The sequence below is a fragment of the Pseudomonas sp. No.21 genome (assembly GCF_054558415.1).
The window spans coordinates 32,825-57,331 of sequence record NZ_BAAJNO010000019.1 but is presented as its reverse complement, the minus strand read 5'-3'; the positions used below and the strand labels follow the sequence as shown (position 1 = coordinate 57,331).

General features: G+C 68.0%; 24 protein-coding genes. 17 read left to right on the top strand and 7 right to left on the bottom strand.

Annotation, left to right across the window (positions count from 1 at the left end; all coding sequences use genetic code 11):
• Positions 1 to 124: 124 nt before the first annotated feature.
• From fabB to ACYJSS_RS28250, 3 genes are all read right to left on the bottom strand, one after another.
• Positions 125 to 1,342 carry a beta-ketoacyl-ACP synthase I gene (gene fabB, locus ACYJSS_RS28260; RefSeq protein WP_236206202.1) on the bottom strand — a complete coding sequence of 406 codons (1,218 nt, stop codon included), beginning with the start codon at positions 1,340 to 1,342 and terminating at the stop codon, positions 125 to 127.
• An 11-nt stretch (positions 1,343 to 1,353) separates the two neighbouring features.
• On the bottom strand, positions 1,354 to 1,869 hold the full coding sequence (gene fabA / locus ACYJSS_RS28255; RefSeq protein WP_021220691.1) for a 3-hydroxyacyl-[acyl-carrier-protein] dehydratase FabA: 516 nt from the start codon (positions 1,867 to 1,869) through the stop codon (positions 1,354 to 1,356).
• A 206-nt stretch (positions 1,870 to 2,075) separates the two neighbouring features.
• Positions 2,076 to 4,004 (bottom strand): ATP-binding protein, encoded by a 1,929-nt coding sequence (locus ACYJSS_RS28250; protein WP_111263462.1) that lies wholly within the window; start codon positions 4,002 to 4,004, stop codon positions 2,076 to 2,078.
• 330 nt (positions 4,005 to 4,334) lie between these two features.
• On the opposite strand from ACYJSS_RS28250, the gene ACYJSS_RS28245 reads away from it, so the two are divergent.
• From ACYJSS_RS28245 to ACYJSS_RS28185, 13 genes are all read left to right on the top strand, one after another.
• Positions 4,335 to 5,357 (top strand): NAD(P)H-dependent glycerol-3-phosphate dehydrogenase, encoded by a 1,023-nt coding sequence (locus ACYJSS_RS28245; protein ID WP_236206203.1) that lies wholly within the window; start codon positions 4,335 to 4,337, stop codon positions 5,355 to 5,357.
• A gap of 30 nt (positions 5,358 to 5,387) precedes the next feature.
• Positions 5,388 to 5,735: a DUF4389 domain-containing protein gene (locus ACYJSS_RS28240; RefSeq protein ID WP_111263464.1), complete on the top strand. Its 348-nt coding sequence runs from the start codon at positions 5,388 to 5,390 to the stop codon at positions 5,733 to 5,735.
• Complete coding sequence (gene sixA / locus ACYJSS_RS28235; protein WP_236206204.1) at positions 5,732 to 6,196, top strand: phosphohistidine phosphatase SixA; 465 nt, start codon at positions 5,732 to 5,734, stop codon at positions 6,194 to 6,196. Before ACYJSS_RS28240 ends, sixA begins: the two co-directional genes overlap by 4 nt.
• A gap of 22 nt (positions 6,197 to 6,218) precedes the next feature.
• Positions 6,219 to 6,653, top strand: a complete 435-nt coding sequence (locus ACYJSS_RS28230; protein ID WP_111263466.1) for a hypothetical protein — start codon at positions 6,219 to 6,221, stop codon at positions 6,651 to 6,653.
• Between the two features lie 254 nt (positions 6,654 to 6,907).
• Positions 6,908 to 8,575: an AMP-binding protein gene (locus ACYJSS_RS28225; protein WP_111263467.1), complete on the top strand. Its 1,668-nt coding sequence runs from the start codon at positions 6,908 to 6,910 to the stop codon at positions 8,573 to 8,575.
• Between the two features lie 55 nt (positions 8,576 to 8,630).
• Positions 8,631 to 9,074, top strand: coding sequence for a hotdog fold thioesterase (locus ACYJSS_RS28220; RefSeq protein WP_111263468.1), 444 nt, complete (start codon positions 8,631 to 8,633; stop codon positions 9,072 to 9,074).
• 128 nt (positions 9,075 to 9,202) lie between these two features.
• Positions 9,203 to 10,012 (top strand): helix-turn-helix transcriptional regulator, encoded by an 810-nt coding sequence (locus ACYJSS_RS28215; RefSeq protein ID WP_111263469.1) that lies wholly within the window; start codon positions 9,203 to 9,205, stop codon positions 10,010 to 10,012.
• Positions 10,013 to 10,124: 112 nt separating this feature from the next.
• Entirely contained in the window at positions 10,125 to 10,934 is an 810-nt protein-coding gene (locus ACYJSS_RS28210; RefSeq protein ID WP_111263470.1) for an alpha/beta fold hydrolase, read from the top strand.
• Entirely contained in the window at positions 10,931 to 11,794 is an 864-nt protein-coding gene (locus ACYJSS_RS28205) for an alpha/beta hydrolase (RefSeq protein ID WP_111263471.1), read from the top strand. Before ACYJSS_RS28210 ends, ACYJSS_RS28205 begins: the two co-directional genes overlap by 4 nt.
• Positions 11,795 to 11,844: 50 nt before the next feature.
• A complete protein-coding gene (locus ACYJSS_RS28200) occupies positions 11,845 to 12,507 on the top strand; it encodes a glutathione S-transferase family protein (RefSeq protein ID WP_111263472.1) in 663 nt (220 codons plus the stop codon).
• An 8-nt stretch (positions 12,508 to 12,515) separates the two neighbouring features.
• On the top strand, positions 12,516 to 13,334 hold the full coding sequence (locus ACYJSS_RS28195) for a DUF4892 domain-containing protein (RefSeq protein ID WP_236206205.1): 819 nt from the start codon (positions 12,516 to 12,518) through the stop codon (positions 13,332 to 13,334).
• Positions 13,335 to 13,409: 75 nt separating this feature from the next.
• Positions 13,410 to 14,483: an AI-2E family transporter gene (locus ACYJSS_RS28190; RefSeq protein ID WP_236206206.1), complete on the top strand. Its 1,074-nt coding sequence runs from the start codon at positions 13,410 to 13,412 to the stop codon at positions 14,481 to 14,483.
• A 153-nt stretch (positions 14,484 to 14,636) separates the two neighbouring features.
• A complete protein-coding gene (locus tag ACYJSS_RS28185) occupies positions 14,637 to 16,154 on the top strand; it encodes a YdgA family protein (RefSeq protein ID WP_111263475.1) in 1,518 nt (505 codons plus the stop codon).
• A gap of 698 nt (positions 16,155 to 16,852) precedes the next feature.
• Here ACYJSS_RS28185 and xopAW read toward each other — a convergent pair.
• From xopAW to ACYJSS_RS28170, 3 genes are all read right to left on the bottom strand, one after another.
• The gene (xopAW, locus tag ACYJSS_RS28180; protein ID WP_236206207.1) at positions 16,853 to 17,446 is read right to left on the bottom strand and encodes an EF-hand domain-containing protein; all 594 of its coding nucleotides are present in this window, start codon (positions 17,444 to 17,446) and stop codon (positions 16,853 to 16,855) included.
• Positions 17,447 to 17,558: 112 nt separating this feature from the next.
• Positions 17,559 to 18,587 carry an ATP-binding protein gene (locus ACYJSS_RS28175; RefSeq protein WP_236206222.1) on the bottom strand — a complete coding sequence of 343 codons (1,029 nt, stop codon included), beginning with the start codon at positions 18,585 to 18,587 and terminating at the stop codon, positions 17,559 to 17,561.
• Entirely contained in the window at positions 18,584 to 19,333 is a 750-nt protein-coding gene (locus ACYJSS_RS28170) for a response regulator (RefSeq protein WP_236206208.1), read from the bottom strand. Before ACYJSS_RS28170 ends, ACYJSS_RS28175 begins: the two co-directional genes overlap by 4 nt.
• A 320-nt stretch (positions 19,334 to 19,653) precedes the next feature.
• On the opposite strand from ACYJSS_RS28170, the gene ACYJSS_RS28165 reads away from it, so the two are divergent.
• Positions 19,654 to 20,391 carry a ZIP family metal transporter gene (locus tag ACYJSS_RS28165; protein WP_236206209.1) on the top strand — a complete coding sequence of 246 codons (738 nt, stop codon included), beginning with the start codon at positions 19,654 to 19,656 and terminating at the stop codon, positions 20,389 to 20,391.
• An 82-nt stretch (positions 20,392 to 20,473) separates the two neighbouring features.
• Positions 20,474 to 21,172: an orotidine-5'-phosphate decarboxylase gene (gene pyrF / locus ACYJSS_RS28160; protein WP_236206210.1), complete on the top strand. Its 699-nt coding sequence runs from the start codon at positions 20,474 to 20,476 to the stop codon at positions 21,170 to 21,172.
• Between the two features lie 93 nt (positions 21,173 to 21,265).
• On the opposite strand, the gene ACYJSS_RS28155 is transcribed toward pyrF, so the two are convergent.
• On the bottom strand, positions 21,266 to 22,270 hold the full coding sequence (locus ACYJSS_RS28155; protein ID WP_111264103.1) for an NADP-dependent oxidoreductase: 1,005 nt from the start codon (positions 22,268 to 22,270) through the stop codon (positions 21,266 to 21,268).
• Between the two features lie 229 nt (positions 22,271 to 22,499).
• On the opposite strand from ACYJSS_RS28155, the gene ACYJSS_RS28150 reads away from it, so the two are divergent.
• Together ACYJSS_RS28150 and ACYJSS_RS28145 are read left to right on the top strand one after the other, a co-directional pair.
• Complete coding sequence (locus ACYJSS_RS28150) at positions 22,500 to 23,264, top strand: SDR family oxidoreductase (RefSeq protein ID WP_111264108.1); 765 nt, start codon at positions 22,500 to 22,502, stop codon at positions 23,262 to 23,264.
• A gap of 141 nt (positions 23,265 to 23,405) precedes the next feature.
• Positions 23,406 to 24,290 carry a bile acid:sodium symporter family protein gene (locus tag ACYJSS_RS28145; protein WP_111264102.1) on the top strand — a complete coding sequence of 295 codons (885 nt, stop codon included), beginning with the start codon at positions 23,406 to 23,408 and terminating at the stop codon, positions 24,288 to 24,290.
• Positions 24,291 to 24,507 lie beyond the last annotated feature (217 nt).

Below are 24,507 nucleotides of genomic sequence, written 5' to 3'. Positions count from 1 at the left end.
CCGCTGCGCTGGCTTGCGGAGGCTCTGGAACGGGGGCGGGGGATTTTCACGGGGCCTGAAACGACCATGCCCGTATCGATCGATACGGGCATGGTGGGTGTCGCGCTGGCCTTGCGGCGGTGCGTCAGGCCGAGAAGCGCTTGAGCACCAGGGTGGCGTTGGTGCCGCCGAAGCCGAAGCTGTTGGACATGATGGTGTCCAGCTTGGCGTTCTCGCGGGTCTCGCGCAGGATCGGCAGGTCGGCCACTTCCGGGTCCAGCTCGTCGATGTTGGCGGAGCCGGCGATGAAGTTGCCTTCCATCATCAGCAGGCAGTAGATCGCCTCGTGCACGCCGGCGGCGCCCAGGCTGTGGCCGGACAGGCTCTTGGTGGAGCTGATGGCCGGGGCCTTGTCGCCGAACACTTCGCGCACGCCACGGATCTCGGCGACGTCGCCGACCGGGGTGGAGGTGCCGTGGGTGTTCAGGTAGTCGATCGGGGTGTCGACGGTGGACAGCGCCTGCTGCATGCAGCGGATCGCGCCTTCGCCGCTCGGAGCGACCATGTCGTAGCCATCGGAGGTGGCGCCGTAGCCGACGATTTCCGCGTAGATCTTGGCGCCGCGCGCGAGGGCGTGCTCCAGTTCCTCGACCACGACCACGCCGCCGCCACCGGCGATGACGAAGCCGTCACGCTTGGCGTCGTAGGCGCGGGAGGCCTTCTCGGGGGTGTCGTTGTACTGGGTGGAGAGGGCGCCCATGGCGTCGAACAGGCAGCTCTGGCTCCAGTGTTCTTCTTCACCACCGCCGGCGAAGACCACGTCCTGCTTGCCGAGCTGGATCTGCTCCATGGCCTGGCCGATGCAATGGGCGCTGGTGGCGCAGGCGGAGGAGATGGAGAAGTTCACGCCCTTGATCTGGAAGGGGGTGGCCAGGCACGCGGATACGGTGCTGCCCATGGTGCGGGTGACGCGGTATGGGCCGATGCGCTTGACGCCCTTCTCGCGCAGGGTGTCGATGGCTTCCATCTGGTTGACGGTGGAGGCGCCGCCGGAGCCTGCGATCAGGCCGGTGCGCGGGTTGGAGATCTGCTCGGGCTGCAGGCCCGAGTCCTTGATCGCCTGTTCCATCGCCAGGTAGGCGTAGGCGGCGGCGTCGCCCATGAAGCGGAAGATCTTGCGATCGATCAGCTCTTCGAGGTTCAGGTCGACCGAACCGGAAACGTGGCTGCGCAGGCCCATTTCGGCATAGGACGGGTTGTGGCGGATGCCGGCCCGGCCTGCACGCAGGTTGGCGGAAACGGTTTCCTTGTCATTGCCCAGGCAGGAAACGATGCCCAGGCCAGTGATCACGACACGACGCATGCGGATAACCCTTAAAAACTGTCAGTGGAAGTGAACAGGCCGACGCGGAGGCCTTCGGCGCTGTAGATCTCGCGGCCATCGACGCTGACGGTGCCATCGGCGATGCCGAGGATCAGCGAGCGGCTGATGGTGCGCTTGATCTGGATGTTGTAGGTGATCTTTTTCGCGGTGGGCAGGATCTGGCCGAAGAATTTCACCTCGCCCGAACCCAGGGCACGGCCACGGCCGGGGTTGCCCTGCCAGCCGAGGTAGAAGCCGACCAGTTGCCACATGGCATCCAGGCCCAGGCAGCCCGGCATCACCGGGTCGCCTTCGAAATGGCAGGCGAAGAACCACAGGTCCGGATTGATGTCGAGCTCGGCGACGATTTCGCCCTTGCCGTACTTACCGCCGGTTTCGCTGATATGGACGATGCGATCGATCATCAACATGTTGGGGGCGGGCAGTTGCGCATTACCGGGGCCGAACAGCTCACCGCGACTGCAGCGCAGCAGGTCTTCCCGGGAATAGGCGTTTTGTTTGGTCATGCGAGCTCCTCAATGGTCCCCGTGCAGGGCTTGGCATTTCGTCCACACTGCCGCGCGCACAGGCGTCGAATCAGCAGACTAGTCATAGACTGTTGCGTTGCAGTGAAAGTCACAGAGTACAGTCGTTCACTTGTTCAAGGACGCTTGCGCCGTTGCTGCGGGCCCTTTGCGGCGCAAGCCTGCCGCACTTTAGCACTGTTGCCCACTCACCGAAGGTCGGGGGGGCAATCCGCCGCGCCACCCAGCCAGCGCTGCAGGACACGCTGCAGGTCGGCCCGCTTGAAGGGCTTGGCGAGGTAGTCGTTCATGCCGGCGTCCAGGCAGGCTTCGCGGTCGCCCTGCAGGGCGTTGGCGGTGAGGGCGATGATCGGCGTGCGGGCCCCTCCATTCATCTTGCGAATCTGCCGGGTGGCTTCGTAGCCATCGAGCACCGGCAGCCGGCAGTCCATGAGGATCGCCGAGAAGTGCTGGCGCGAGGCGCTCTGCACCGCCTGGGCGCCGTCGCCCACCAGGCTGACGCGGTAGCCGAGGCTGCGCAGCATGGCCTCGATCACGGTCTGGTTGACGGGGTTGTCTTCCACCAGCAGCACCTGCTGGCCGCCGCCGTTGGTGGTGTCGCTGGCGCTGCCCTCGCTGGCCCGGCGCTCCTGCTGGCGGAACGGCAGGGGGATTTCCAGGGTGAAGATGGAGCCGCGGCCCTCGAGGCTCTCCGCGCGCAGGGTGCCGCCCATGCGTTCGGCCAGGGTGCGGGCGATGGGCAGGCCGAGCCCGGTGCCGCCGTAGCGCCGGGAGATGGAGCTGTCGGCCTGCTGGAAGGCGTCGAACATGTGCTCCAGGCGTTCCGGCGGGATGCCGATGCCGCTGTCGTGCACGGCGCAGGTCAGCCACAGCACTTCGTCGTCCAGCGGCTGCCACTGGGTGAGGACGCGGATGCCGCCGTCCTCGGTGAATTTCAGGGCGTTGCCGACCAGGTTCACCAGGATCTGGCGGATGCGCGTCGGGTCGCCTTGCACCTCGATCTGCTCCAGGCCTTCCTGGGTTTCCAGGGTCAGCGCCAGGCCGCGCTGCAGGGCGCTGTGCTGGAACACCTGCACCGAGCCCTGGACCAGTTCCAGCAGGTTGAAGGAGATGCGCTCCAGTTCCAGTGCACCGCGTTCGATGCGCGAGAAGTCGAGGATGTCGTTGATGACCTTGAGCAGGTGCTCGGTGGATTCGGCGGCCAGGGCGGCGTACTCGGCCTGTTCGCGGTTCAGTTCGGTTGTTTCAAGAAGTTGCAGCATGCCCAGGACGCCGTTCATGGGCGTGCGCAGTTCGTGGCTCATCATCGCCAGGAAGTCGGATTTGGCGCGGTTGGCCTGCTCGGCCTCCTCGCGGGCGCTGATCAGCTGGTCGATGGCCTGCTGCTGCTCGCGGCTGGCCTTGGCCAGGCCATTGGCGAGGTTGTTGATGTGCCGCGCCAGGTCGCCCAGCTCGCCCTCGTCCACCACCGGCAGGCTGGCCTGGTAGTTGCCGCCCTGGATGGCCTCGACCGCCTCGCCCATGGCGCTGATCGGCTGTGACAGGCGGGTGGCCAGGCGCCGCGCCAGGAGGAAGGTGAGCACCAGGGCGAACAGCGCCAGCACGGTGGCCTTGAGGAGGATTTCCTGCTGCCGGCTGCTGAAGGCGTCGTTGGACATGCCCACCACCACGCGCCCCAGGTAGCCGGTGGCGAGCTTGCCGTTGCTGCGCTCGCTGTGGAACAGCGCCTCGCTGTCCAGCTTCATCTGCTGCATGCGGATCGGCGCGTGGAACACCTCCACCTGGGGGCCGGCCTTGTCCAGGCTGCCGGGCTGTTCGACGTAGACGAGGATGTTGTCTTCACGGTCGCGCACTTCGAGGAAGCGCACGTGCGGGGTGTCCAGGGTCGCCTTGAGCAGGCCTTCGAGTACCGGCAGGTTGCCGGCGATCACGCCGTATTCGGCGGCTGGCGCCAGTTGGTTGGCGATCAGCTGGCCGGTGTGGTTCAGCTCCTGGCGCAGGTCCTGCAGGCGGGCGAAGGTGAAGAAGCCGGTGAGCAGCAGCGTCAGCAGCAGGGCCGGGCCCAGGCTGATCAGTTGCGTGCGGGTGTGGATGTCCCAGCCACGGCGCAGGTTCATCGGCACTCCCCGAGGCGGGCGCCCGGTGCGATGGCGGTGGAGAAGAGGAGGGGGGCTGGGCGGCGGATCATCCGTGTGCCTCGTGACAGGCTCGTCCATGGAAAAGATGAATGCATGGGAAACTCTAGCTGGGCCTGCGCTCTGGTCGAATGGCATCCGTCGCGGCGGGTTGGGCACCCCGTTCGTCCGACGTGGTCTTAGAAGGCTGAATTGTCGTGCCTGGGTTCACACTTGACCAGTGGCAGATGGCTCGTTTGAGACTGGCTGGTCGCTCGGCCCTCCGTATAATGCGCGCAACCGCCATCCCCGATGGCTCTACATGGACTGGTTATGACTCAACAGCAATCGATCGCGGTGCTGGGCGGCGGCAGCTTCGGCACCGCCATCGCCAACCTCCTGGCCGAGAACGGCAAGAGCGTGCAGCAGTGGATGCGCGATCCCGAGCAGGCCGAGGCGATCCGCGCCAACCGCGAGAACCCGCGCTACCTCAAGGGGGTGAAGATCCATCCCGGCGTCGATCCCACCACCGACCTGGATGCGGTGCTCGCCAGTTGCGAGCTGATCTTCGTCGCCATTCCCTCCAGCGCCTTGCGCAAGGTGCTCGAACCGGTCGCCGGCCAGTTGAAGGGGCGCATGCTGGTGAGCCTGACCAAGGGCATCGAGGCGCAGAGCTTCCTGCTGATGAGCCAGATCCTCGAAGACATCGCTCCCGAGGCACGCATCGGTGTGCTCTCCGGCCCCAACCTGGCACGCGAGGTGGCCGACCACGCCCTAACCGCCACCGTGGTCGCCAGCGAAGACACCGAGCTGTGCCAGCAGGTGCAGGCCGCCCTGCACGGCAAGACCTTCCGCGTCTATGCCAGTGCCGATCGCTTCGGCGTCGAGCTGGGCGGTGCGCTGAAGAACGTCTACGCGATCATCGCTGGCATGGCCGCGGCGCTGGGCATGGGCGAGAACACCAAGAGCATGCTGATCACCCGCGCGCTGGCGGAGATGACCCGCTTCGCCGTGAAGCTCGGCGCCAACCCCATGACCTTCCTCGGCCTGGCCGGCGTCGGCGACCTGATCGTCACCTGCTCCTCGCCCAAGAGCCGCAACTACCAGGTCGGCCACGCCCTGGGCGAAGGCCTCAGCCTGGAAGACGCGGTGGCGCGCCTGGGCGAGGTGGCCGAGGGCGTCAACACCCTCAAGGTGCTCAAGGCCCGTGCCGAGGAGCTGCAGGTGTACATGCCGCTGGTCGCTGGCCTGCATGCCATTCTTTTCGAGGGGCGTACGCTGGCCCAGGTGATCGAGGCGCTGATGCGCGCCGAACCCAAGACCGACGTCGACTTCATTCCCACCAGCGGCTTCTGAGCCCCGCCAACTTCGGACAAGGAGATTCCCATGAGTGATGAGCGCGAAGACCTGCAGCGGGAGTCGATCCTGCTGCGCGTGCTGTGGATGCTGATCTTCGTCGTCGTCTGGCAACTGGCCGAGATCGTCCTCGGCGTGGTGGTCCTGGCGCAGCTCGGCTACCGGGCCTTCTACGGCGCGCCCAGTGGCGGCCTGATGGGGTTCGGCGACAGCCTGAGCCAGTACCTGGCGCAGATCGGCCGCTTCGGCACCTTCAATACCGAGGAAAAGCCCTGGCCCTTCGCCGACTGGCCCACGCCGCGCCCGCCGGAAGGCGAGGCCGCCCATGTGGTGCCGCCGGCACCGCACCCCGCGCGCGACGAAGAGCCCAAGCTGTGAGGCTGTGGTTGCTGCGCCACGGTGAGGCCGAGCCCCGCGCGACCACCGACGCCGAACGCCCCTTGACCCGCAATGGCCGCCAGGAGGTGCTGCATGCTGCGGCACGCCTGGCCGGTCGCCCGTTGCAGGCCATCATCGCCAGCCCCTACCTGCGGGCCCAGCAGAGTGCCGAACTGGTGCGCGAGGCGCTGGATTTCTCCGGCGCGCTGGTGACGCAGCCCTGGCTGACCCCGGAAAGCGACCCGCGTGAAGCCCTCGCGCGACTGGCCGAGCGGGAGGAGGGCGAGCTGTTGCTGGTGACCCACAACCCCTTCGTTGGCGAACTGGCGGGCCTGCTGATCCACGGTCATCGCCAGCAGCCGCTGCCCCTGGGCACCGCCAGCCTCGTCGAGCTGGAGGGCGATATGGCCCTCGCGGGCCTGATGGAGCTGCGCTCCCTGCACCACGCACACCGGATCTGACCCCGCCCCAAGGACGACCCACATGCTCAGACGCATCACGCTCCGCGCCCTGATGGCGCTCGCCACCCTGCTGCCCGGTTCCACCCTCCTGGCGGCGGACAACCCGGACCCTTCCTTCTTCGTCGGCAACTACTGGATCGTCGGTCGCGACCTCGACACCGGCAAGCCCTACACCGGCGAGCTGGACATCTACCAGGACGAGGGCGAGCTGTCCCTGGCCTGGACCGTGGGCGAGGAGAGCTGGACGGGCAAGGCGCACTTCGAGAACTCCGAACTGGTGGACGGCGCCTCGGGGCTGCGCATCGACTTCAAGCGCAACGGCAAGGAGTACCAGGGCACCATGCTCTGGCGCACCGACTGGGACAACTATGCGCGGGTTTCCGGTTACATCTACCGGCCCGGTCAGCAGACCGACAAGCCCGGGCTCGAGGCCTGGTTCGTCTCGCCGTCGAACTGACGGGCGCTCCCGGTCCGGAGCACTCGGCCCGCCCTGTGGCGGGCCCGCTCGGGTAGGGGCGCCTGAGTCGCCAGGCAGCGCGCAACGCCGCCGCCCTCTCCATCATTTCCCGCTGCAACCCCCGCCCCAGAGGCTCCCGGAGCCTGTGTCCGAGCCCGATACATTTCTTAACTTGCGCCGCTTCCTACTGCGTGGAATATTCGCCCAAGCAAGTGCTTGGTTGTCCCCAGAAAAACAAAAAAGGAGGAGGCCCTGTGGCTGATGCAGTCCGTTTGCCGCTCGATATGTTCTTCGAGCGAGAGGCACGTCACCCCAACAAACGCTACCTGGTCCAACCGCTGTCCGGCGGCAGGGTCGAGGAGCTGACCTGGGGCGATGTCGGCGACCAGGCGCGACGCGCCGCCAGCTGGCTGAGAGGGCGTGACCTGCCTCCGGGCAGCCGCATCGCCATCATTTCCAAGAACTGTGCCCACTGGATAGTCGCCGATCTTGCGATCTGGATGGCCGGGCACGTTTCCGTTCCCCTCTACCCCAACCTCACCGGCGAGTCCGTGCACCAGGTACTGGCGCATTCGGAAACCGCCCTGGCCTTCATCGGCAAGCTGGACGACTGGCCCGCCATGGCCAGCGGCATTCCCGAAGGCGTGGCCACCATCGCGCTGCCGATCCACCCCGAGGGCACCTTCGACTACCAGTGGAGCGAGTTGCAGGCGGAGACGCCGATCCGCGACAACCCCCGGACCGCCGCCGAGCAGCTGGCCACCATCATCTACACCTCCGGCACCACCGGGACGCCCAAAGGCGTGATGCAGAGCTTCGGCAATTTCGCCTTCGCCGCCGGCCACGGTGTCGACCTGTTCAAGACCGGTGAAGACGACCGCCTGCTGTCCTACCTGCCGCTGTGCCATGTGGCCGAGCGCATGTTCGTCGAGATGGCCTCGCTCTATGCCGGGCAGACGGTGTTCTTCGCCGAGAGCCTCGACACCTTCCTCGAAGACCTCAAGCGCGCCCGTCCCACCGCCATCTTCGGCGTGCCGCGCATCTGGACCAAGTTCCAGATGGGGGTGTACGCGAAGATGCCGGCGCAGAAGCTCGACCGCCTGCTCAAGCTGCCGATCATCGGTCGCATCGTCGGCCGCAAGGTGCTCGCCGGGCTCGGGCTGGACGCCGTGCGCGTGGCCCTGTGCGGCGCCGCGCCGGTGCCCGAGGCGCTGCTGCACTGGTACAAGCGCCTGGGCCTGGATGTGCTGGAGGTCTACGGCATGACCGAGAACTGCGGCTACTCCCACGTGTGCCGCCCGGGCGAGCAGAAGACCGGCTGGATCGGCCGCAACAGCCCCGGTGTCGAGGTGCGCATCAACGACGATGGCGAGGTGCAGGTGCGCAGCGGCGCCACCATGCAGGGTTACTACAAGGACCCGGAGAAGACCGCCGAGACCATCACCCCCGACGGCTTCCTGCGCACCGGCGACAAGGGCGAGCAGGACGCCGCCGGCAACCTGCGCCTCACCGGCCGCATCAAGGAAATCTTCAAGACCAGCAAGGGCAAGTACGTGGCCCCGGCACCCATCGAGAACCGCCTGGCGGTGCATACCCGCATCGAGCAGGTGTGCGTGGTGGGCGATGGCCTGCCGCAGCCGATGGCGCTCTGCGTGCTTTCCGACGTCGGTCGCCAGGAAGCGGCCAACGGTACCCGCGCCGAGCTGGAGGGCAGCCTGCGCGAGTTGCTGGAGCAGGTGAACGAGGCGCTGGACAAGCACGAACGCCTGCTCGGCCTGGTGCTGGTCAAGGAGGTCTGGGCGGTCGACAACGGCTTCCTGACGCCTACCCTGAAGATCAAGCGCAACGTCGTGGAGGGCACCTACGGCTCGCGCTTCCCCGAGTGGATCGAGCGCCGCCAGGCGGTGCTCTGGCACGAGTGACCCCTGACCGCCGGGAGCCCTGGCCACCCCGGCGGCATTCTTGCGAGGAGCCGACATGAGCCTGTGGCGCCAGACCCCCGATCTCGAAAAACTCAATGCATCCCAGCAAGGCACCATCGGCGGCCTGCTGGATATCCGCTTCGAAGCCTTCGACGACGAATCGATCACCGCCAGCATGGTGGTCGACAGCCGTACCCACCAGCCCTACGGCCTGCTCCACGGCGGCGCTTCGGTGGTGCTGGCCGAGAGCCTCGGCTCCACCGCCAGCTACCTGTGCATCGACACCAGCCGCTTCTACTGCGTGGGCCTGGAGGTCAATGCCAACCACCTGCGCGGCCTGCGCAGTGGCCGCGTCACCGCCGTCGCCCGTCCCGTGCACCTGGGGCGCACCACCCATGTATGGGACATCCGCCTCAGCGGCGACGACGGCAAGCCCAGCTGCATCTCGCGCCTGACCATGGCCATCGTGCCCCTGGGCGAGCAGCCGCCGAAGGGGTGATCACACCGCTCTATGCAGGGGCGAGTTCAGTCGCCCCTGCGGTTGCCGCGTGCCTTCGGCGGATGATTCCCGGCAGTCGCGCAATTTCATCCAAGCCGATCGCACTGCCACGCGCTAGAGTGGCGTCCATGGAGCGCATCAGTCATATCGTCAGCGGCCTGCCCGGCGTCCGCCTGATCGATGCCGAGTACCGCGATTTCGCCTTTCCCCGGCATTTCCACCTGGAGTACCACGTGGGCCTGCTGCTGAACGGGCGGCAGCGTTTCGTCTGCCGGGGCGAGTCGCGCCTGGCCGGGCGCGGCGACGCGCTGCTGATGGCGCCGGAACAGATCCACGATGGCGCCAGCCAGGGCGGGGAGGGTTATCACATCCGCGTGCTGGCCATCGAGCCGCAATGGCTGGATGAAGCCAGTCGCGTGCTCAGCGACGGTCGCCAGGGCGCCCCCCGCCTGACCAGCGCGACCCTGCGCGACCCCACCCTGCAGGCACGCCTGCAGGCCGTGCACGCGGGGTTTCTCGGCCACTCCCGCCTGGCCCTGGAAAGCCTGCTCTGGCCGGCGCTGGCCTGCCTGCTCGGGCAGGGCTCGACGCTGCGGGTCAGCGAGCCCGCCCAAGGCTTCGATGCACGTACCTGGCAGCGCCTGCGCGAGTGGCTGGAGTCGCGCCTGGAATCGCCGCCGTCCCTGGAGGAGCTGGCGGCCTTCTGCGGCCTCAGCCCCTGGCAGGCGCTGCGGCGTTTCCGCCAGCACTGCGGCCTGCCGCCCCACCAGTGGCTGACCCAGCTGCGCCTGGAGCGGGCCCTGCCGCTGGTGCTGCGTGGCCAGCAGCCACTCAGCGACGTGGCCCTGCAGCTGGGCTTCTACGACCAGGCGCATTTCTCCCGGCTGTTCCGCCGCACCTACGGAGTGCCGCCGGCACGCTTGCGCACGCTGGGTTGAGGGCCGTCCGCCGCTGTGGCAATAGCGCCATCATCACTGGCAGTTACGGTCATTGCCGAGGGCGCCGGGCTGCCGGAAAATCCCTGGCAGTTCCCAACCAGCCGGCATCGCCATGTCCCAGACGATCTTCTTCGCCCATGCCAACGGCTTCCCGTCGGCCACCTACGCCAAGCTGTTCCAGGCGCTGGGCCCGGACTTCCGCATCCGGCACCTGGACCAGCACGGCCATGACCCGCGCTTCCCGGTCAACGACAACTGGGAAAACCTGGTGGACGAACTCATCCACCACCTCGAGGCCCACGGTGAGCCGGTGTTCGGCGTCGGCCACTCCCTCGGCGGCGTGCTGCACTACCACGCGGCACTGCGCCGCCCGGACCTCTACCGCGGCGTGGCGATGCTCGACTCGCCGGTGCTGACCCTGGCCGACCGCATCGTCATCCGCGCGGCCAAGCGCTTCGGCTTCATCGACCGCATCACCCCGGCCGGGCGCACCCTGGGCCGGCGCGAGGAGTTCGCCGACCTCGACGAGGCGCGCCTGTATTTTTCCGGCAAGTCCCTGTTCCGCCGCTTCGATCCGGACTGCCTGGAGGCCTACGTGCGCCACGGCTTCACCGAGACCGGCAGCGGCCTGCGGCTGAAGTTCGACCCGGCCACCGAGATCAGCATCTACCGCAGCGTCCCGCACAACAGCCCGGGCCGTCCGCAGCAGCTCGAGGTGCCCCTGGCGGTGGTGCGCGGCCGCCACAGCCGCGTGGTGCTGCCCCATCACGCACGCCTGGTCAAACGCGTACCCAAGGGTGAATACCTGTCCCTGCCGGGCGGCCACATGTTCCCCCTGGAGCGCCCGCAGGACACCGCCGAACTGCTGAGGAACCTCTTCAACCGCTGGGAAGGCCAGCGCACCGACCGGGAGCACGCATGACCGCGCACGTCGAGGAAATCCGCCTGAACCTGCCCCACGTCGAACTGGCGGCGCACATCTTCGGGCCCGAGGACGGCAAGCCCGTGCTGGCCCTGCACGGCTGGCTGGACAACGCCATGACCTACGCGCGCCTGGCTCCGAAGCTCCAGGGGCTGCGCATCGTGGCCCTGGACTTCGCCGGCCACGGCCATTCCGGGCACTACCCGGCGGGCTCCAGCTACCAGCTGTGGGAATACGCCGAGGACGTGCTACTGGTGGCCGAGCAACTGGGCTGGGAGCGCTTCTCGCTGATGGGGCACTCCCTCGGCGCCATCGTCTCGGTGCTGGTGGCCGGTTCCCTGCCCGAGCGCATCGAGCGCCTGGCGCTGATCGACGGGCTGATTCCCTACACCGGCGAGGCCGACAGTGCGCCCAAGCGCCTGGGTGATGCGCTCAAGGCGCGGCTGGCGCTGCGCGAGAAGCGCAAGCCGGTGTACACCGATGTCGAGCGCGCGGTGGAGGCGCGCATGAAGGGCGTGGTGGCGGTGAGCCGCGAGGCCGCCGAACTGCTCGCCAACCGTGGCCTGATGCCGGTGCCCGGCGGCTACACCTGGCGCACCGACATGCGCCTGACCCTGCCGTCGCTGATGCGCCTGACCTTCGCCCACGCCACCGAGTTCGTCCGCGCGGTACGCTGCCCCACCTCCCTGGTGCTGGCGGAGCAGGGACAGATCCGTGCCGAGCCGCGTATCGCCGAGCTGCTCCAGGGTCTAGGCTTCGACGTGCACTACAAGCCGGGCGGCCACCACCTGCACCTCAATGACGAAAGCGGCGCCCAGGCCGTAGCAGACTGTTTCAATAGCTTCTTCGCCTCGCCTTGACTTGATCGGGGCAACCGGGAAGGCTGGGCGCCTTCCCAAGGAGAGCCCGGATGATCGATCTCTATACCGCTGCCACGCCCAACGGACACAAGGTCTCCATCGCCCTCGAGGAACTGGGCCTGCCCTACCGGGCCCACGCGCTGTCCTTCGAGCGCAAGGAACAGAAGGCGCCGTCCTTCCTGGAGATCAACCCCAACGGGCGCATCCCCGCCATCGTCGACCGTGATGAGGGGGACTTCGCCGTGTTCGAGTCCGGCGCCATCCTCGTCTACCTCGCCGAGAAGACCGGCCGGCTGCTGCCTGCCGACGCCAAGGGCCGCTCGGTGGCCATGCAGTGGCTGATGTTCCAGATGGGCGGGGTCGGGCCGATGCAGGGCCAGGCCAACGTCTTCTACCGCTACTTCCCGGAAACCCTCCAGCCGGCCATCGACCGTTACCAGCACGAGACCCGCCGCCTCTACGAGGTGCTCGATTCGCGCCTGGCGCTGGTGGAATACCTGGCCGGCGACTACGGCATCGCCGACATCGCCACCTTCCCCTGGGTGCGCCTGCACGACTGGGCCGGTGTGCCGGTCGAGGGCCTCGTCCACCTGCAGCGCTGGCTGGCGGCCATCGAGGCCCGCCCGGCCGTGCAGCGTGGCCTGCAGGTGCCCAGGCGCCAGGAAACCGCCGAGACGGTGGTCAAGTCCGCCCAGTCCATGTTGATTCGCTAAGGAGGCGCATGCGCTCTTTCATCGTTAGCGGCCTGCTCCTGGCCGCGTCCCTGCAGGCGATCGCGGTGCACGCCGCCGACCTGCCCGACAGCCACGACCTCAGCGCGTTGCCGCGCTTCCCCCACGCCGAGATCGTCGACTTCAAGGAAGCCGGCGACCAGGAGCGCATCTACCCGCAAGGCTCGATCCGGCGCATCAGCAACCAGCTGCGCTTCGAGCAGAAGATCGATGCCCAGGGCCGGCAGACCTCGGTCACCTACCTGCTGCCCAGCGGCCACGGCTCGGGCGAGGCCTTCGACAACGCCCGGGTCGCCCTGCTCGACAAGGGCGCCGTGCCCCTCTACTGGTGCCAGGGCCGCGACTGTGGCTCCAGCAGCCTGTGGGCCAACTCGGTGTTCGGCAACGCCCGTCTCTATGGGCCGGACGAGCAGCAGGCCTACCTGCTGGTGCGCCTGGCCGAACCCCAGCAGGACAGCCTGCTGGCGCTGTATGCCATCACCCGGGGCAATCGCCGCGCCTACCTGCACGCCGAGCAGCTGGATTCCGCAGCGCCCCTGGGCGAGATACTGCCGACCCCCGGCACCCTGATGCGCGAGCTCAAGAGCAGCGGCGAGCTTCACCTCACTAGCCTGCCGGCGGCGCCCACGCCCGCCTGGGCGACCCTGCTGGCGCGCTGCCTGAACCTCGACAGCACCCTGCGCATCAGCCTGTCCGGCATGGGCGGCGAAGCCTGGCGCCAGGCCCTGGTGGAGCAGGGCGTGCGCGCCGCACGCCTCGAACTGGGTGAAAACACCGCAGAAGGCCTGCACCTCGAGTGGCTGCGCTGAAGCGCAGCGTCCATGCTTGTCACCCGTGGCGCCCTTCGGCGCCACGGTCGCGTTTTGCCACGGAGTGCCCCGTTCATGCTGAATAACGATCGCCTGCTGGTGCAGATACTGCTGCTCGCGTTGCTGGGCGCCTGCATCTGGGTGCTGGCCCCTTTCTGGTCGGCGCTGTTCTGGGCGGCCGTGCTGGCCTTCGCCAGCTGGCCGCTGATGCGCCTGCTCACGCGGCTGCTGGACGGACGCGTGTCCCTGGCTGCGGGGCTGCTCACCGCTGGCTGGATGTTGCTGGTGGCGGTGCCGCTGGTGTGGATGGGCTTCAACCTCGCCGACCACATCCGCGATGCCACCGAGCTGGTCAAGAACGTCCAGGTGGAAGGCCTGCCGCAGCCACCGGAGTGGTTGGGCGAGCTGCCCCTGGTGGGTGAGCGCCTGGTGGCGCTGTGGCAACGGGTCGACGCCCAGGGCGCGGCCTTCTTCACCAGCCTCAAGCCCTACATGGGCCAGGCCGGCAACTGGATCCTGGCACGCAGCGCACAGATCGGCGGCGGCATGCTGGAACTGGCCCTGAGCCTGGTGCTGGTGTTCTTCTTCTACCGCGACGGCCCGCGCATGGCACTGTTCGCCGAGCGTGCCCTGGAGCGCCTGATCGGCGACCGCGCACCGCACTACCTGGAGCTGGTGGCCGGCACCGTGCAACGGGTGGTCAACGGCGTGATCGGCACCGCCGCCGCACAGGGCCTGCTGGGGCTGATCGGCTACTGGATCGCCGGGGTGCCGGGTGCGCTGGTGCTGGGCCTGGCCACCTTCGCCCTGAGCCTGATTCCGATGGGGCCGCCGCTGGTGTGGGTGCCCGCCACCGCCTGGCTGTTCTGGCACGGCGACTACGGCTATGGGGTGTTCCTGGCGATCTGGGGCTTCTTCATCATCAGCGGCGTGGACAACGTGCTCAAACCCTACCTCATCAGCCGTGGCGGCAACCTGCCGCTGGTGGTGGTGCTGCTCGGTGTGTTCGGCGGCATCCTCGCCTTCGGCTTCATGGGCCTGTTCCTCGGGCCGACGCTGCTGGCGGTGGCCTACAGCCTGATCTCCGACTGGATCGGCCGGCCCCAGCCGCTGGTGATCGACAAGCCTGACGGGCCCGGCCCGCACTGAACGTCGACTGGCCAGCAGAACCGCAGGCCGCCGCTTGGAGGCGCAATGGCGCAGTGATAGCCTTTGCGCCGCATTTTTCCGCGCCGCTTTGCATCGGCCCCGCTTGCGGATGCAGGGAAGCAACATTCACATGGATACTCCGCGAGTCGAACAATGAGCAAAACCGTAAAGATCGCCCTGGGCGCAGTCGTCGCCATCGCCGCTGTCTCCGCCGCGGGGGCCTGGTACACCGGCACCCAGCTGCCCGCCGTGCTGGACACCTCCATCAAGGAGGCCAATGCGCAGCTGAAGCTGTCCGCGCCGGCCTTCGGTACCTCCGCCTCGATGGAGCTGGTCTCCCTCGAACAGGGCCTGTTCAGCAGCACCGCCCATTACCGCGTGCGCGTCGGCGAGGAAGGCCAGGGCCTGGAGCTGTTGTTCGTCGACAACATCGAGCACGGCCCCTTCCCGGTGTCGCGCCTGAAGGCCTTCAAGCTGGCGCCGGTGATGGCTGCCAGCAACTACGCCCTGGAATCCAGCCCCAGCGTCGAGAAGTGGTTCGCCGCCAGCAAGGGCGCCGCGCCCCTGGTCGGTGACGTCAGCATCGGTTACGACCGCTCCATGAGCGGCAGCCTGGCCCTGCTGCCCCTGGACATGCAGATGGACGACGAGTCCCACCTGAGCTTCTCCGGCCTGAACCTGGAAGTGCGCAGCGATGCCGGCGGCAACCGCGTCGCCGCCATCGGCACCATGGACAGCCTCAAGGTCGACGCCGTTTCCGAACAGGGCGAGCCGGTGCACGTGCTGTTCCAGGGCCTGTCCCTGGCCAGCGACCAGAGCCGCGCCGCCAGTGGCCTGTACGTGGGCAAGAGCGACTTCAGCCTGAAGACCGCCAACGTCGCCATCGGCGAAAACCCGGCCGTGGTGCTCGCCGACCTGGCCCAGCGCCAGGACACCCGCGAGAACGGCAGCAACATCGAAGGCAGCCTGACGCTCGACGCCGGCAGCATCAGCTACGCCGACAAGCCCATCGGCAGCGCGCAGATGGTCTGGACCATGAAGAACCTCGACTCGGTCGCGCTGAAATCCCTGGCCGACTTCTACGGCGCGCTGTACCAGCAGGTCGGCCAGGCTGGCGAGCCGGGCCTCGGTGAGCTGACCGAGGCGCAGCAGGAGCAGGCCAAGGCCGACCTCGTCAAGCTGCTGGAAGGCAAGCCGCAGTTCGCCCTGGAGCGCCTGAGCCTGAAGACCGCCAATGGCGAGAGCCGCTTCAGCCTGGCCATGCAACTGGCCAAGCCGGCGTCCTTCGACCTGCCGCCGGACCAGATCGCTCGCGAAGCCATCACTAGCCTCGACCTGGACCTGAGCCTGTCCAAGCCGATGATCAGCGACCTGGTCAGCGTGCAGGCCGTGCTCCAGGGCCAGGACGACCAGGAAGCCATCGCCCAGCAGGCCTCCATGACCACCGAGATGGCCAGCGGCATGCTGCTTTCCACCCAGCTCGTGGCCCTGGAGGGCAACGACATCCGCGCCCGCCTGCACTACGCCGACGGCCAGGTGGAGTTCAACGGCAAGAAGATGACGGTCGAGGAGTTCGCCGGCCTGGTCATGGCCAGTGCCGGTGGCCTGGGCGGCGCCATGGGCGGCGAGCAGCCGGCCTTCCCGGACGAAGAGATGCCGATCGAGGAATAATCCTCCCAGGCACGACAAAGGGCCGGCCGCCACCAGGCGCCGGCCCTTTTTCATGGGCGCAATACCGCCCCGTAGGATGGCGTAGAGCGCAGCGAAAGCCATGGATTCGAAGCCTCCAGTCCCATCGTGTACGCCGGCTGACACAGCATGGGTTTCGCACGGCTCTACCCATCCTACGAATTGCATGGCACCGCTTCGTAGGATGGTGTAGAGCGCAGCGAAACCCATCGATTGGAAGGCTCCAGCCACACCGCGAGCGTCGGCCTGCACAGCATGGGTTTCGCACGGCTCTACCCATCCTACGAATTGCATGGCACCGCTTCGTAGGATGGCGTAGAGCGCAGCGAAACCCATCGATTGGGATGCTCCGGCCACACCGCGAGCGTCGGCCTGCACAGCATGGGTTTCGCACGGCTCTACCCATCCTACGAACTCCGTGGAACCACTTCCGTAGGATGGTGTAGAGCGCAGCGAAACCCATCGATTGGAAGGCTCCAGCCACACCGCGAGCGTCGGCCTGCACAGCATGGGTTTCGCATGGTTCTACCCATCCGACGAATTGCATGGCACGGCTTCGTAGGATGGCGTAGAGCGCAGCGAAACCCATCGATTCGAACCCACCATCGGGCTGATCGCCGAACCAAAAACCGGCCGCTGCGCGTGAACGCAGCGGCCGGTTTTCCTTTCGCGGCGCAGGCTCAGGCGGCGGTGCTGAGCTGGCTGCCGACGCGGGCCTCGTAGGTGCCGGCGCTGCTCTCGTACTGCTTGAGCAGGGCGGCGGCGAGGCGGGCATAGACGTCGTCGCCGCTGGCGGTGGTGCTGCCGGAATCGCCCTGTTCGCCGCTGCCGGCCTGGCTGAACAGGCTGCCCAGTTCGTCCTGGCTGATGCTGCCGTCGCCATCGGCGTCCAGGGCGCTGAACAGCTCCTCGCTGTCGCCGCCGAAGCCACCGGCCGGCGGCGGGGGAAGTGGCGGGGTGAGGGCGGCGGTTTCGTCGAGGTCGATGGAGCCGTCGCTGTTGGCATCCAACTGGGCGAACAGCTCGTCGATGTCGAGGGTGATGCCGCTGTCGCTTTCCTTGGCGTTGGCCAGCGCGGTGCCGAGTTCGTCCTTGGCGACGCTGCCGTCGCCATTGCTGTCCAGCAGGCTGAACAGCTTCTCCTGCAATTTCGCTTGTCCCGAGGCGCAGCCGCCACTGCTGCTGGTGCCGCTGGCGGTGCTTTTCGAGGAGAGCGCCGAGCCATAGCTGCCGTAGCTGCTATAGCCCGAGTAACCACTGACGCCACTGATCATGGGAGTCACTCCTGTGCGTGATGGCAAGGCCGGAGTGGGTTCTCCGGTGCTCGCAGGTTCAGGCGCAAGCGTGTCGGGGGTTTATGCGCTTTGTATCGGCACGGAGACAGGGTCAGGCGCGGGGGATGGTGAGGATGGCCAGCAGGCCGCCGCCGGGGTTCTCGCCCAGGACCAGGTCGCCGCCCTGGCGCCGGGCGGCCTCGCGGGCGATGGTCAGGCCCAGGCCGACGCCACCGGAGCTGCGGTTGCGCGAGCCTTCGAGGCGGAAGAAGGGTTCGAACACCGCTTCGCGTTGCTCGGGGGCGATTCCGGGGCCGTGGTCGCTGACGCTGATGCGCACCTCGGCGGGGCCGTCTTCCAGGCGGATCAAGGCATGCCCGGCGTAGCGCAGGGCGTTCTCCACCAGGTTGCTGACGCAGGAGCGCAACGCCATGGGCTGGGCCCGCAGGGGGGCGCACTGGCCTTGCGCGCGCACGTCGGCGCCACGGTCCTGGGCGTCTTCGGCCATGGATTCCACCAGGGCCTGGAGGTCGAACATCTGCAGCGCTTCGTCGGCGCGTTGCTGGTGCAGGTAGCTGAGGGTGGCGTCGAGCATGGCGACCATCTCGCCGAGGTCCTGGTCCATGCGCTGGCGCAACTGGGTGTCCGGCACCTGCTCCGCGCGCAGCTTGACCCGGGCGATGGGCGTGCGCAGGTCGTGGGAGACGGCGGCGAGCATGCGGCTGCGCTGGGCCACCTGCTCGCGGATGCGCTGCTGCATCAGGTTGAAGGCGTGGGCGGCCTGGCGCACCTCGCGCGGGCCGCGCTCCTCCAGGGGCGGTGCCTGGAGGTTCTCGCTGAGGCGGTCGGCGGCGCTGGCCAGGCGCTGGATGGGCCGCGACAGGACCCGGGCGCCGTACCAGGCGGCGACGATAAGGGTCAGCAACTGGAAGGTCAGCGGCACCAGCGGCCCGCCGAACAGCGGGCGTGGAGGCGGGGGCTGCCGGGGTGGCGGGCCCCCGGCGGCGTTCTGCGGTGGCGGCTGGGGCGGTGGGTAGCCGTACTGCTGGAACCAGAGGAAGGCCAGCAGGTGGGCGAGGACGATGGCGGCCAGGAAGATGCCGAACAGGCGTGCGAACAGCGTGTCGGCCTGGCGCATCAGCCGATCTCCCGCGCGTCGAACAGGTAGCCCTCGCCGCGCACGGTCTTGATCAGGCGCGGTGACCGGGGGTCGTCGCCAAGCTTCTGCCGCAGGCGCGAGACGAGCAGGTCGATGCTGCGGTCGAAGGCTTCGATGGAGCGGCCACGGGCGGCGTCCAGCAGCTGTTCGCGGCTGAGCACCCGGCGCGGGCGTTCGAGAAACACCCAGAGCAGGCGGAACTCGGCGTTGGACAACGGCACCACCATGCCCTCGGGGGATTGCAGCTGGCGCAGCACGCCGTTCAGGCGCCAGGCATCGAAGCGGATGCTGGCGCGCTGGTCGGCACGCAGGCCTTCGCGGTCGTCGCGCACGCGGCGCAGGATGGTCTGGATGCGCGCCACCAGCTCGCGTGGCTCGAAGGGCTTGGCCATGTAGTCGTCGGCCCCCAGTTCCAGGCCGATGATGCGGTCGGTGGGTTCGCAGCGGGCGGTGAGCATGAGGATCGGGATATCGGACTCGCTGCGCAGCCAGCGGCACAGGGAGAGGCCGTCTTCACCGGGCAGCATCAGGTCCAGGACCACCACGTCGAAGGGGGCGTCGGCCAGCGCTTCGCGCATTGCCTCGCCGTCGTCCACACCCACCGCCTCGATGTTGAAGCGGGCGAGGTAGTCGCAGAGCAGGTCGCGGATCGGCACGTCGTCGTCCACCAGCAGGGCGCGGATGTTCCAGCGGCGGTTGTCGAGGGGGGCGGGGGCTTGGTTGTGCATGGGTGTGTTGCCATCTGGCGGGTCGACCGGGCCGGTGGACCACTGTTCTTCGCGTCTGGCGGCGAGCGTCGAGCGGCGGGCCTTGGGCTTGCATCGGGCGCATCCTACTCCGCCGTTCTGCCACCGGCCATCGCGGCGAGAGGCTCGCCGATGACGGTGTCGCCAGCGTGTCGGCTTTGTACCGGGGCCGATACAAAGCGGCGGCGTTGCATTCGGAAGGTGCCGGCAGGGTGTAGGGGATGCGCGCGGCTGCTTTCTGCGGGCGGATGGGGTACTTATGTCGCGCCGCATCCGGACCTGTCGTCGATAAAGGAGTTGTCATGCAGATTTCCACCACCCTGCTCGCCGGTTTCTGGGGCTGGCTGGCCGCCAGCAGCCTGCTGCTTGGCGCCGCCATCGGCTTCTGGGTGACGCTGCCCAGGGCGGTCACCGCCTCGGTGATGGCCTATGGCAGCGGTGTGCTGATCGCGGCGCTGTGCTTCGGGCAGATCCCCGAGGCCGAGCGCCTCGGCGGGCTGGGGCCGACCCTGGCGGGCATGCTCGCCGGCGGCGCGCTGTTCGTCCTCGCCAGCCAGTTGCTGGACCGCTGGGAGGCGCATCACCGCCAGCGCAGCGGCGGCGCCGGCTCCATGGTGGCGCTGCTGATCGCGGTGGGCGCCTTCCTCGACGGCATTCCCGAATCCCTGGGGCTCGGCCTGGGCCTGCTGGACGGCGGCGAGGTGAGCCTGCTGATGCTGGTGGCGATCTTCCTCTCCAACCTGCCGGAGGGGCTGGCCAGCGCCGCCGGGCTGCGCGAGGAGAAGCGCAGCGGCCTGTTCGTGTTCTGCCTGTGGGGCAGCATCGTCCTGCTGTCGGGCCTGGCGGCCATGGCCGGCCCGGGGCTGATGAGCGACCTGCCGCCGGCCTGGCTGGGCTTCGCCCTGGCGTTCTCCGCCGGTGCGGTGCTGTGCATGCTGGTGGACACGCTGATCCCCGAGGCCTTCGAGAGCACCCATGCCTGGACCGGGCTGATCACCCTGGCCGGCTTCATGACCGCCTTCGCCCTCGACCACCTCTAGTCGGCGGCGATCACCGGAGCAGCGGCGGGCGCGGGCTTCCGCTACAATGCGCGCCGTTTTCGACTTGCCAGAGAGCCCGCCCATGTCCGCCTGCCAGACGCCCATCATCGTCGCCCTCGATTTCCCCACCCGCGAAGCCGCGCTGGAGCTGGCCGACCAGCTCGACCCCAGGCTGTGCCGGGTCAAGGTGGGCAAGGAGCTGTTCACCAGCTGCGCATCGGACATCGTCGCCACCCTGCGCGAGCGCGGCTTCGAAGTGTTCCTCGACCTGAAATTCCACGACATCCCCAACACCACCGCGATGGCGGTGAAGGCGGCGGCGGAGATGGGCGTGTGGATGGTCAACGTGCACTGCTCCGGCGGCCTGCGCATGATGGCGGCCTGCCGCGAGACTCTGGAGCGGTTCAACGGGCCCAAGCCGTTGCTGATCGGCGTCACCGTGCTGACCAGCATGGAGCGCGAGGACCTGGCCGGCATCGGCCTGGACATCGAACCCCAGGAGCAGGTGCTGCGCCTGGCCGCCCTGGCGCAGAAGGCCGGGATGGACGGCCTGGTGTGCTCGGCCCAGGAAGCGCCTGCCTTGAAGGCGGCGCACCCGGCCCTGCAGCTGGTCACCCCCGGCATCCGCCCGGCGGGCAGCGCCCAGGACGACCAGCGCCGCATCCTCACCCCGCGCCAGGCGCTGGACGCCGGCTCCGACTACCTGGTGATCGGCCGCCCCATCAGCCAGGCCGCCGACCCGGCCCAGGCCCTGGCCGCCGTGGTTGCCGAACTCGCCTGAGGCTCGATCGGCGCGCCCCGTGTGTTTGGGGCTCCCAAATAAAATGGCCCGGACTGCACTGCAGCCCGGGCCATTTTTATTGGCGCGGAAGGGTTACCTGACCTTCAGCACCAGCTTGCCGAAGTTCTCGCCGCTGAACAGCTTGCCGAGGGTCTCGGGGAAGGTTTCCAGGCCTTCGACGATGTCTTCCTTGCTCTTGAGCTTGCCGGCGGCCATCCAGCCGCCCATTTCCTGGGCGGCGCTGGCGAAGTTGGCGGCGTGGTCCATGACCACGAAGCCTTCCATGCGTGCGCGGTTGACCAGCAGCGACAGGTAGTTGGCCGGGCCCTTAACCGCTTCCTTGTTGTTGTACTGGCTGATGGCGCCGCAGATGACGATGCGTGCGCGGGGGGCCAGGCGGGTGAGCACCGCGTCGAGGATGTCGCCGCCGACGTTGTCGAAGTACACGTCCACGCCTTTCGGGCACTCGCGCTTGAGGCCGGCGGCGACGTCTTCGTTCTTGTAGTCGATGGCGGCGTCGAAGCCGAGCTCGTCGATCAGGAAGCGGCACTTGTCGGCGCCACCGGCGATGCCGACCACGCGGCAGCCTTTGATCTTGGCGATCTGCCCGGCGATGCTGCCGACGGCGCCGGCGGCGCCGGAGAGCACCACGGTGTCGCCGGCCTTGGGCGCGCCGACGTCGAGCAGGGCGAAGTAGGCGGTCATGCCGGTCATGCCCAGGGCGGAGAGGTAGAGCGGCAGCGGCGCGCGGCTCGGGTCGACCTTGTAGAAGCCGCGCGGCTCGCCGACGAAGTAGTCCTGTACGCCGAGCGCGCCATTGACGTGGTCACCGACGGCGTAGTCGGGATGGTTGGAGGCGATCACCTTGCCCACGCCCAGGGCGCGCATCACCTCGCCCAGGCCCACCGGCGGGATGTAGGACTTGGCGTCGTTCATCCAGCCGCGCATGGCGGGGTCGAGGGACAGGTAGAGGTTCTCCACCAGGATCTGGTTCGGGCCGGGTTCGCCCACCGGTTTCTCGACGTAGGAGAAGGTGTCGCGGGTGGCCGCGCCGACCGGGCGCTTGGCGAGCAGGAACTGGCGGTTGAGCTGGGGCATGGCAGGGCACTCCGAATAGGGAAAACACCGGTTTAGTCCGCGCGGCGGTGGAGGGCAAGCTTAGTCGCGCCAGGGAATGTGCGGCCATGAATGGCAATGATCATCGCGGGCGGGTTTCATCAGTCAACTGGATGCAGCACCCACCACGGACCTGATGATGCTGACGCTGGCCACCCGCCAGTGGCTAGACTCCGTGCCGGTTCCCATCCTTCCTTCCGAGGTTTCACAGATGAGCATGACTTTCTCCGGCCAGGTCGCCCTGGTGACTGGCGCCGCCAACGGTATCGGCCGCGCGACCGCGCAGGCCTTCGCCGCCGAGGGGCTGAAGGTGGTGGTGTCCGACGTCGACGCCGCCGGCGGCGAGGCCACTGTGCAACTGATCCGCGATGCTGGGGGCGATGCCACCTTCATCCGCTGCAACGTCACCGTCGATGCCGAGGTGAAGGCCCTGGTGGAAGGCACCGTCGCCGCCTATGGCCGCCTCGACTACGCCTTCAACAACGCCGGCATCGAGATCGAGAAGGGCAAGCTGGCCGAGGGCTCCGAGGCCGAGTTCGACGCCATCATGGGCGTCAACGTCAAGGGCGTCTGGCTGTGCATGAAGTACCAGATCCCGCAGATGCTGGCCCAGGGCAGCGCCGGCGCCATCGTCAACACCGCCTCCGTCGCCGGCCTCGGCGCGGCGCCGAAGATGAGCATCTATGCCGCCTCCAAGCACGCGGTGATCGGCCTGACCAAGTCCGCTGCCGTCGAGTACGCGAAGAAGAAGATCCGCGTCAACGCGGTGTGCCCGGCGGTGATCGACACCGACATGTTCCGCCGCGCCTACGAGGCCGACCCGAAGAAGGGCGAGTTCGCCGCCGCCATGCACCCGGTGGGGCGCATCGGCAAGGTCGAGGAAATCGCCGGTGCGGTGCTCTACCTGTGCAGCGACGCCGCGGGCTTCACCACCGGCCATTCGCTGGCCGTGGACGGTGGCGCCACCGCCATCTGACCGGCTTCGCGGTCATGCAGGGGCGCCTTCGGGCGCCTTTTTGCATTCTGTTACAGGTCGGACCTGGGCTGGCTCGCGAGGCCACTATCCAGCCACGTGCGGCGTGCGCAGAATCCGCCGAGGTCCGACAAGGAGAACAACATGACCGCAAGCCCCCTGGTAACGATATTCCTGCCCCTGGCGCTGGGCATCATCATGCTCGGCCTCGGGCTGTCCCTGACCCTGGCGGACTTCGCCCGGGTGGTGAAATTCCCCAAGCCGGTGCTGATCGGCCTCGGCTGCCAGATCCTCCTGCTGCCGCTGGCGTGCTTCCTGCTCGCCAAGGGCTTCCAACTGGAGGCGGCGCTGGCGGTGGGCATGATGCTGCTGGCGGCGTCGCCCGGCGGCACCTCGGCCAACCTCTACAGCCACCTGGCCCATGGCGATGTGGCGCTGAACATCACCCTGACGGCGGTGAACTCGGTGATCGCCATCCTCACCATGCCGTTGATCGTCAACCTGTCCCTGGCTCACTTCATGAGCGGTGACCAGGCCATTCCGCTGCAATTTTCCAAGGTGCTGCAGGTGTTCGTCATCGTCCTGGGCCCGGTGGCCATCGGCATGTTCCTGCGCAGCCGCTTCCCCGGGTTCGCCGCGCGCATGGAAAACCCGGTGAAGATCATCTCGGCGCTGTTCCTGCTGCTGATCATCGTGCTGGCGGTGGCCAAGGACTGGCGCACCTTCGTCGACTACGCCCCGGTGGTGGGCCTGGCCGCGCTGGCGTTCAACCTCATCAGCCTGGCGGTGGGCTATTTCGTGCCGCGCCTGTGCCGCCTCAGCCAGCGCCAGGCGGTGGCCATCGGCATGGAGATCGGCATCCACAACGGCACCCTGGCCATCGCCCTGGCGCTGAGCCCGATGCTGCTGAACAACCCGACCATGGCGATCCCGGCGGCCATCTACAGCATCATCATGTTCTTCACTGCCGCCGCCTTCGGCTGGTGGGTCAACCGCGTGCACGGGCGCGAGCTGGCGTCGGAGGCCTGAGGGCGTGTGCCAGTGGCCCGGCTACGGTGCTGTTCCGGGCTCCGTTGCGGTGCACCGGTGAAGCGTGGTTCACCCTGCATTCCCAGGCGGTGCCGGCCGGGGCACAGCAGACACCGTAGGTTGGGCCTCGCTGCGCTCGACGCCAACCTACGAAGCTGATCGATGTGTAGGGTGGATGACGCTCTTTTCATCCACCAGCGGTGCCGGTCATCGCACC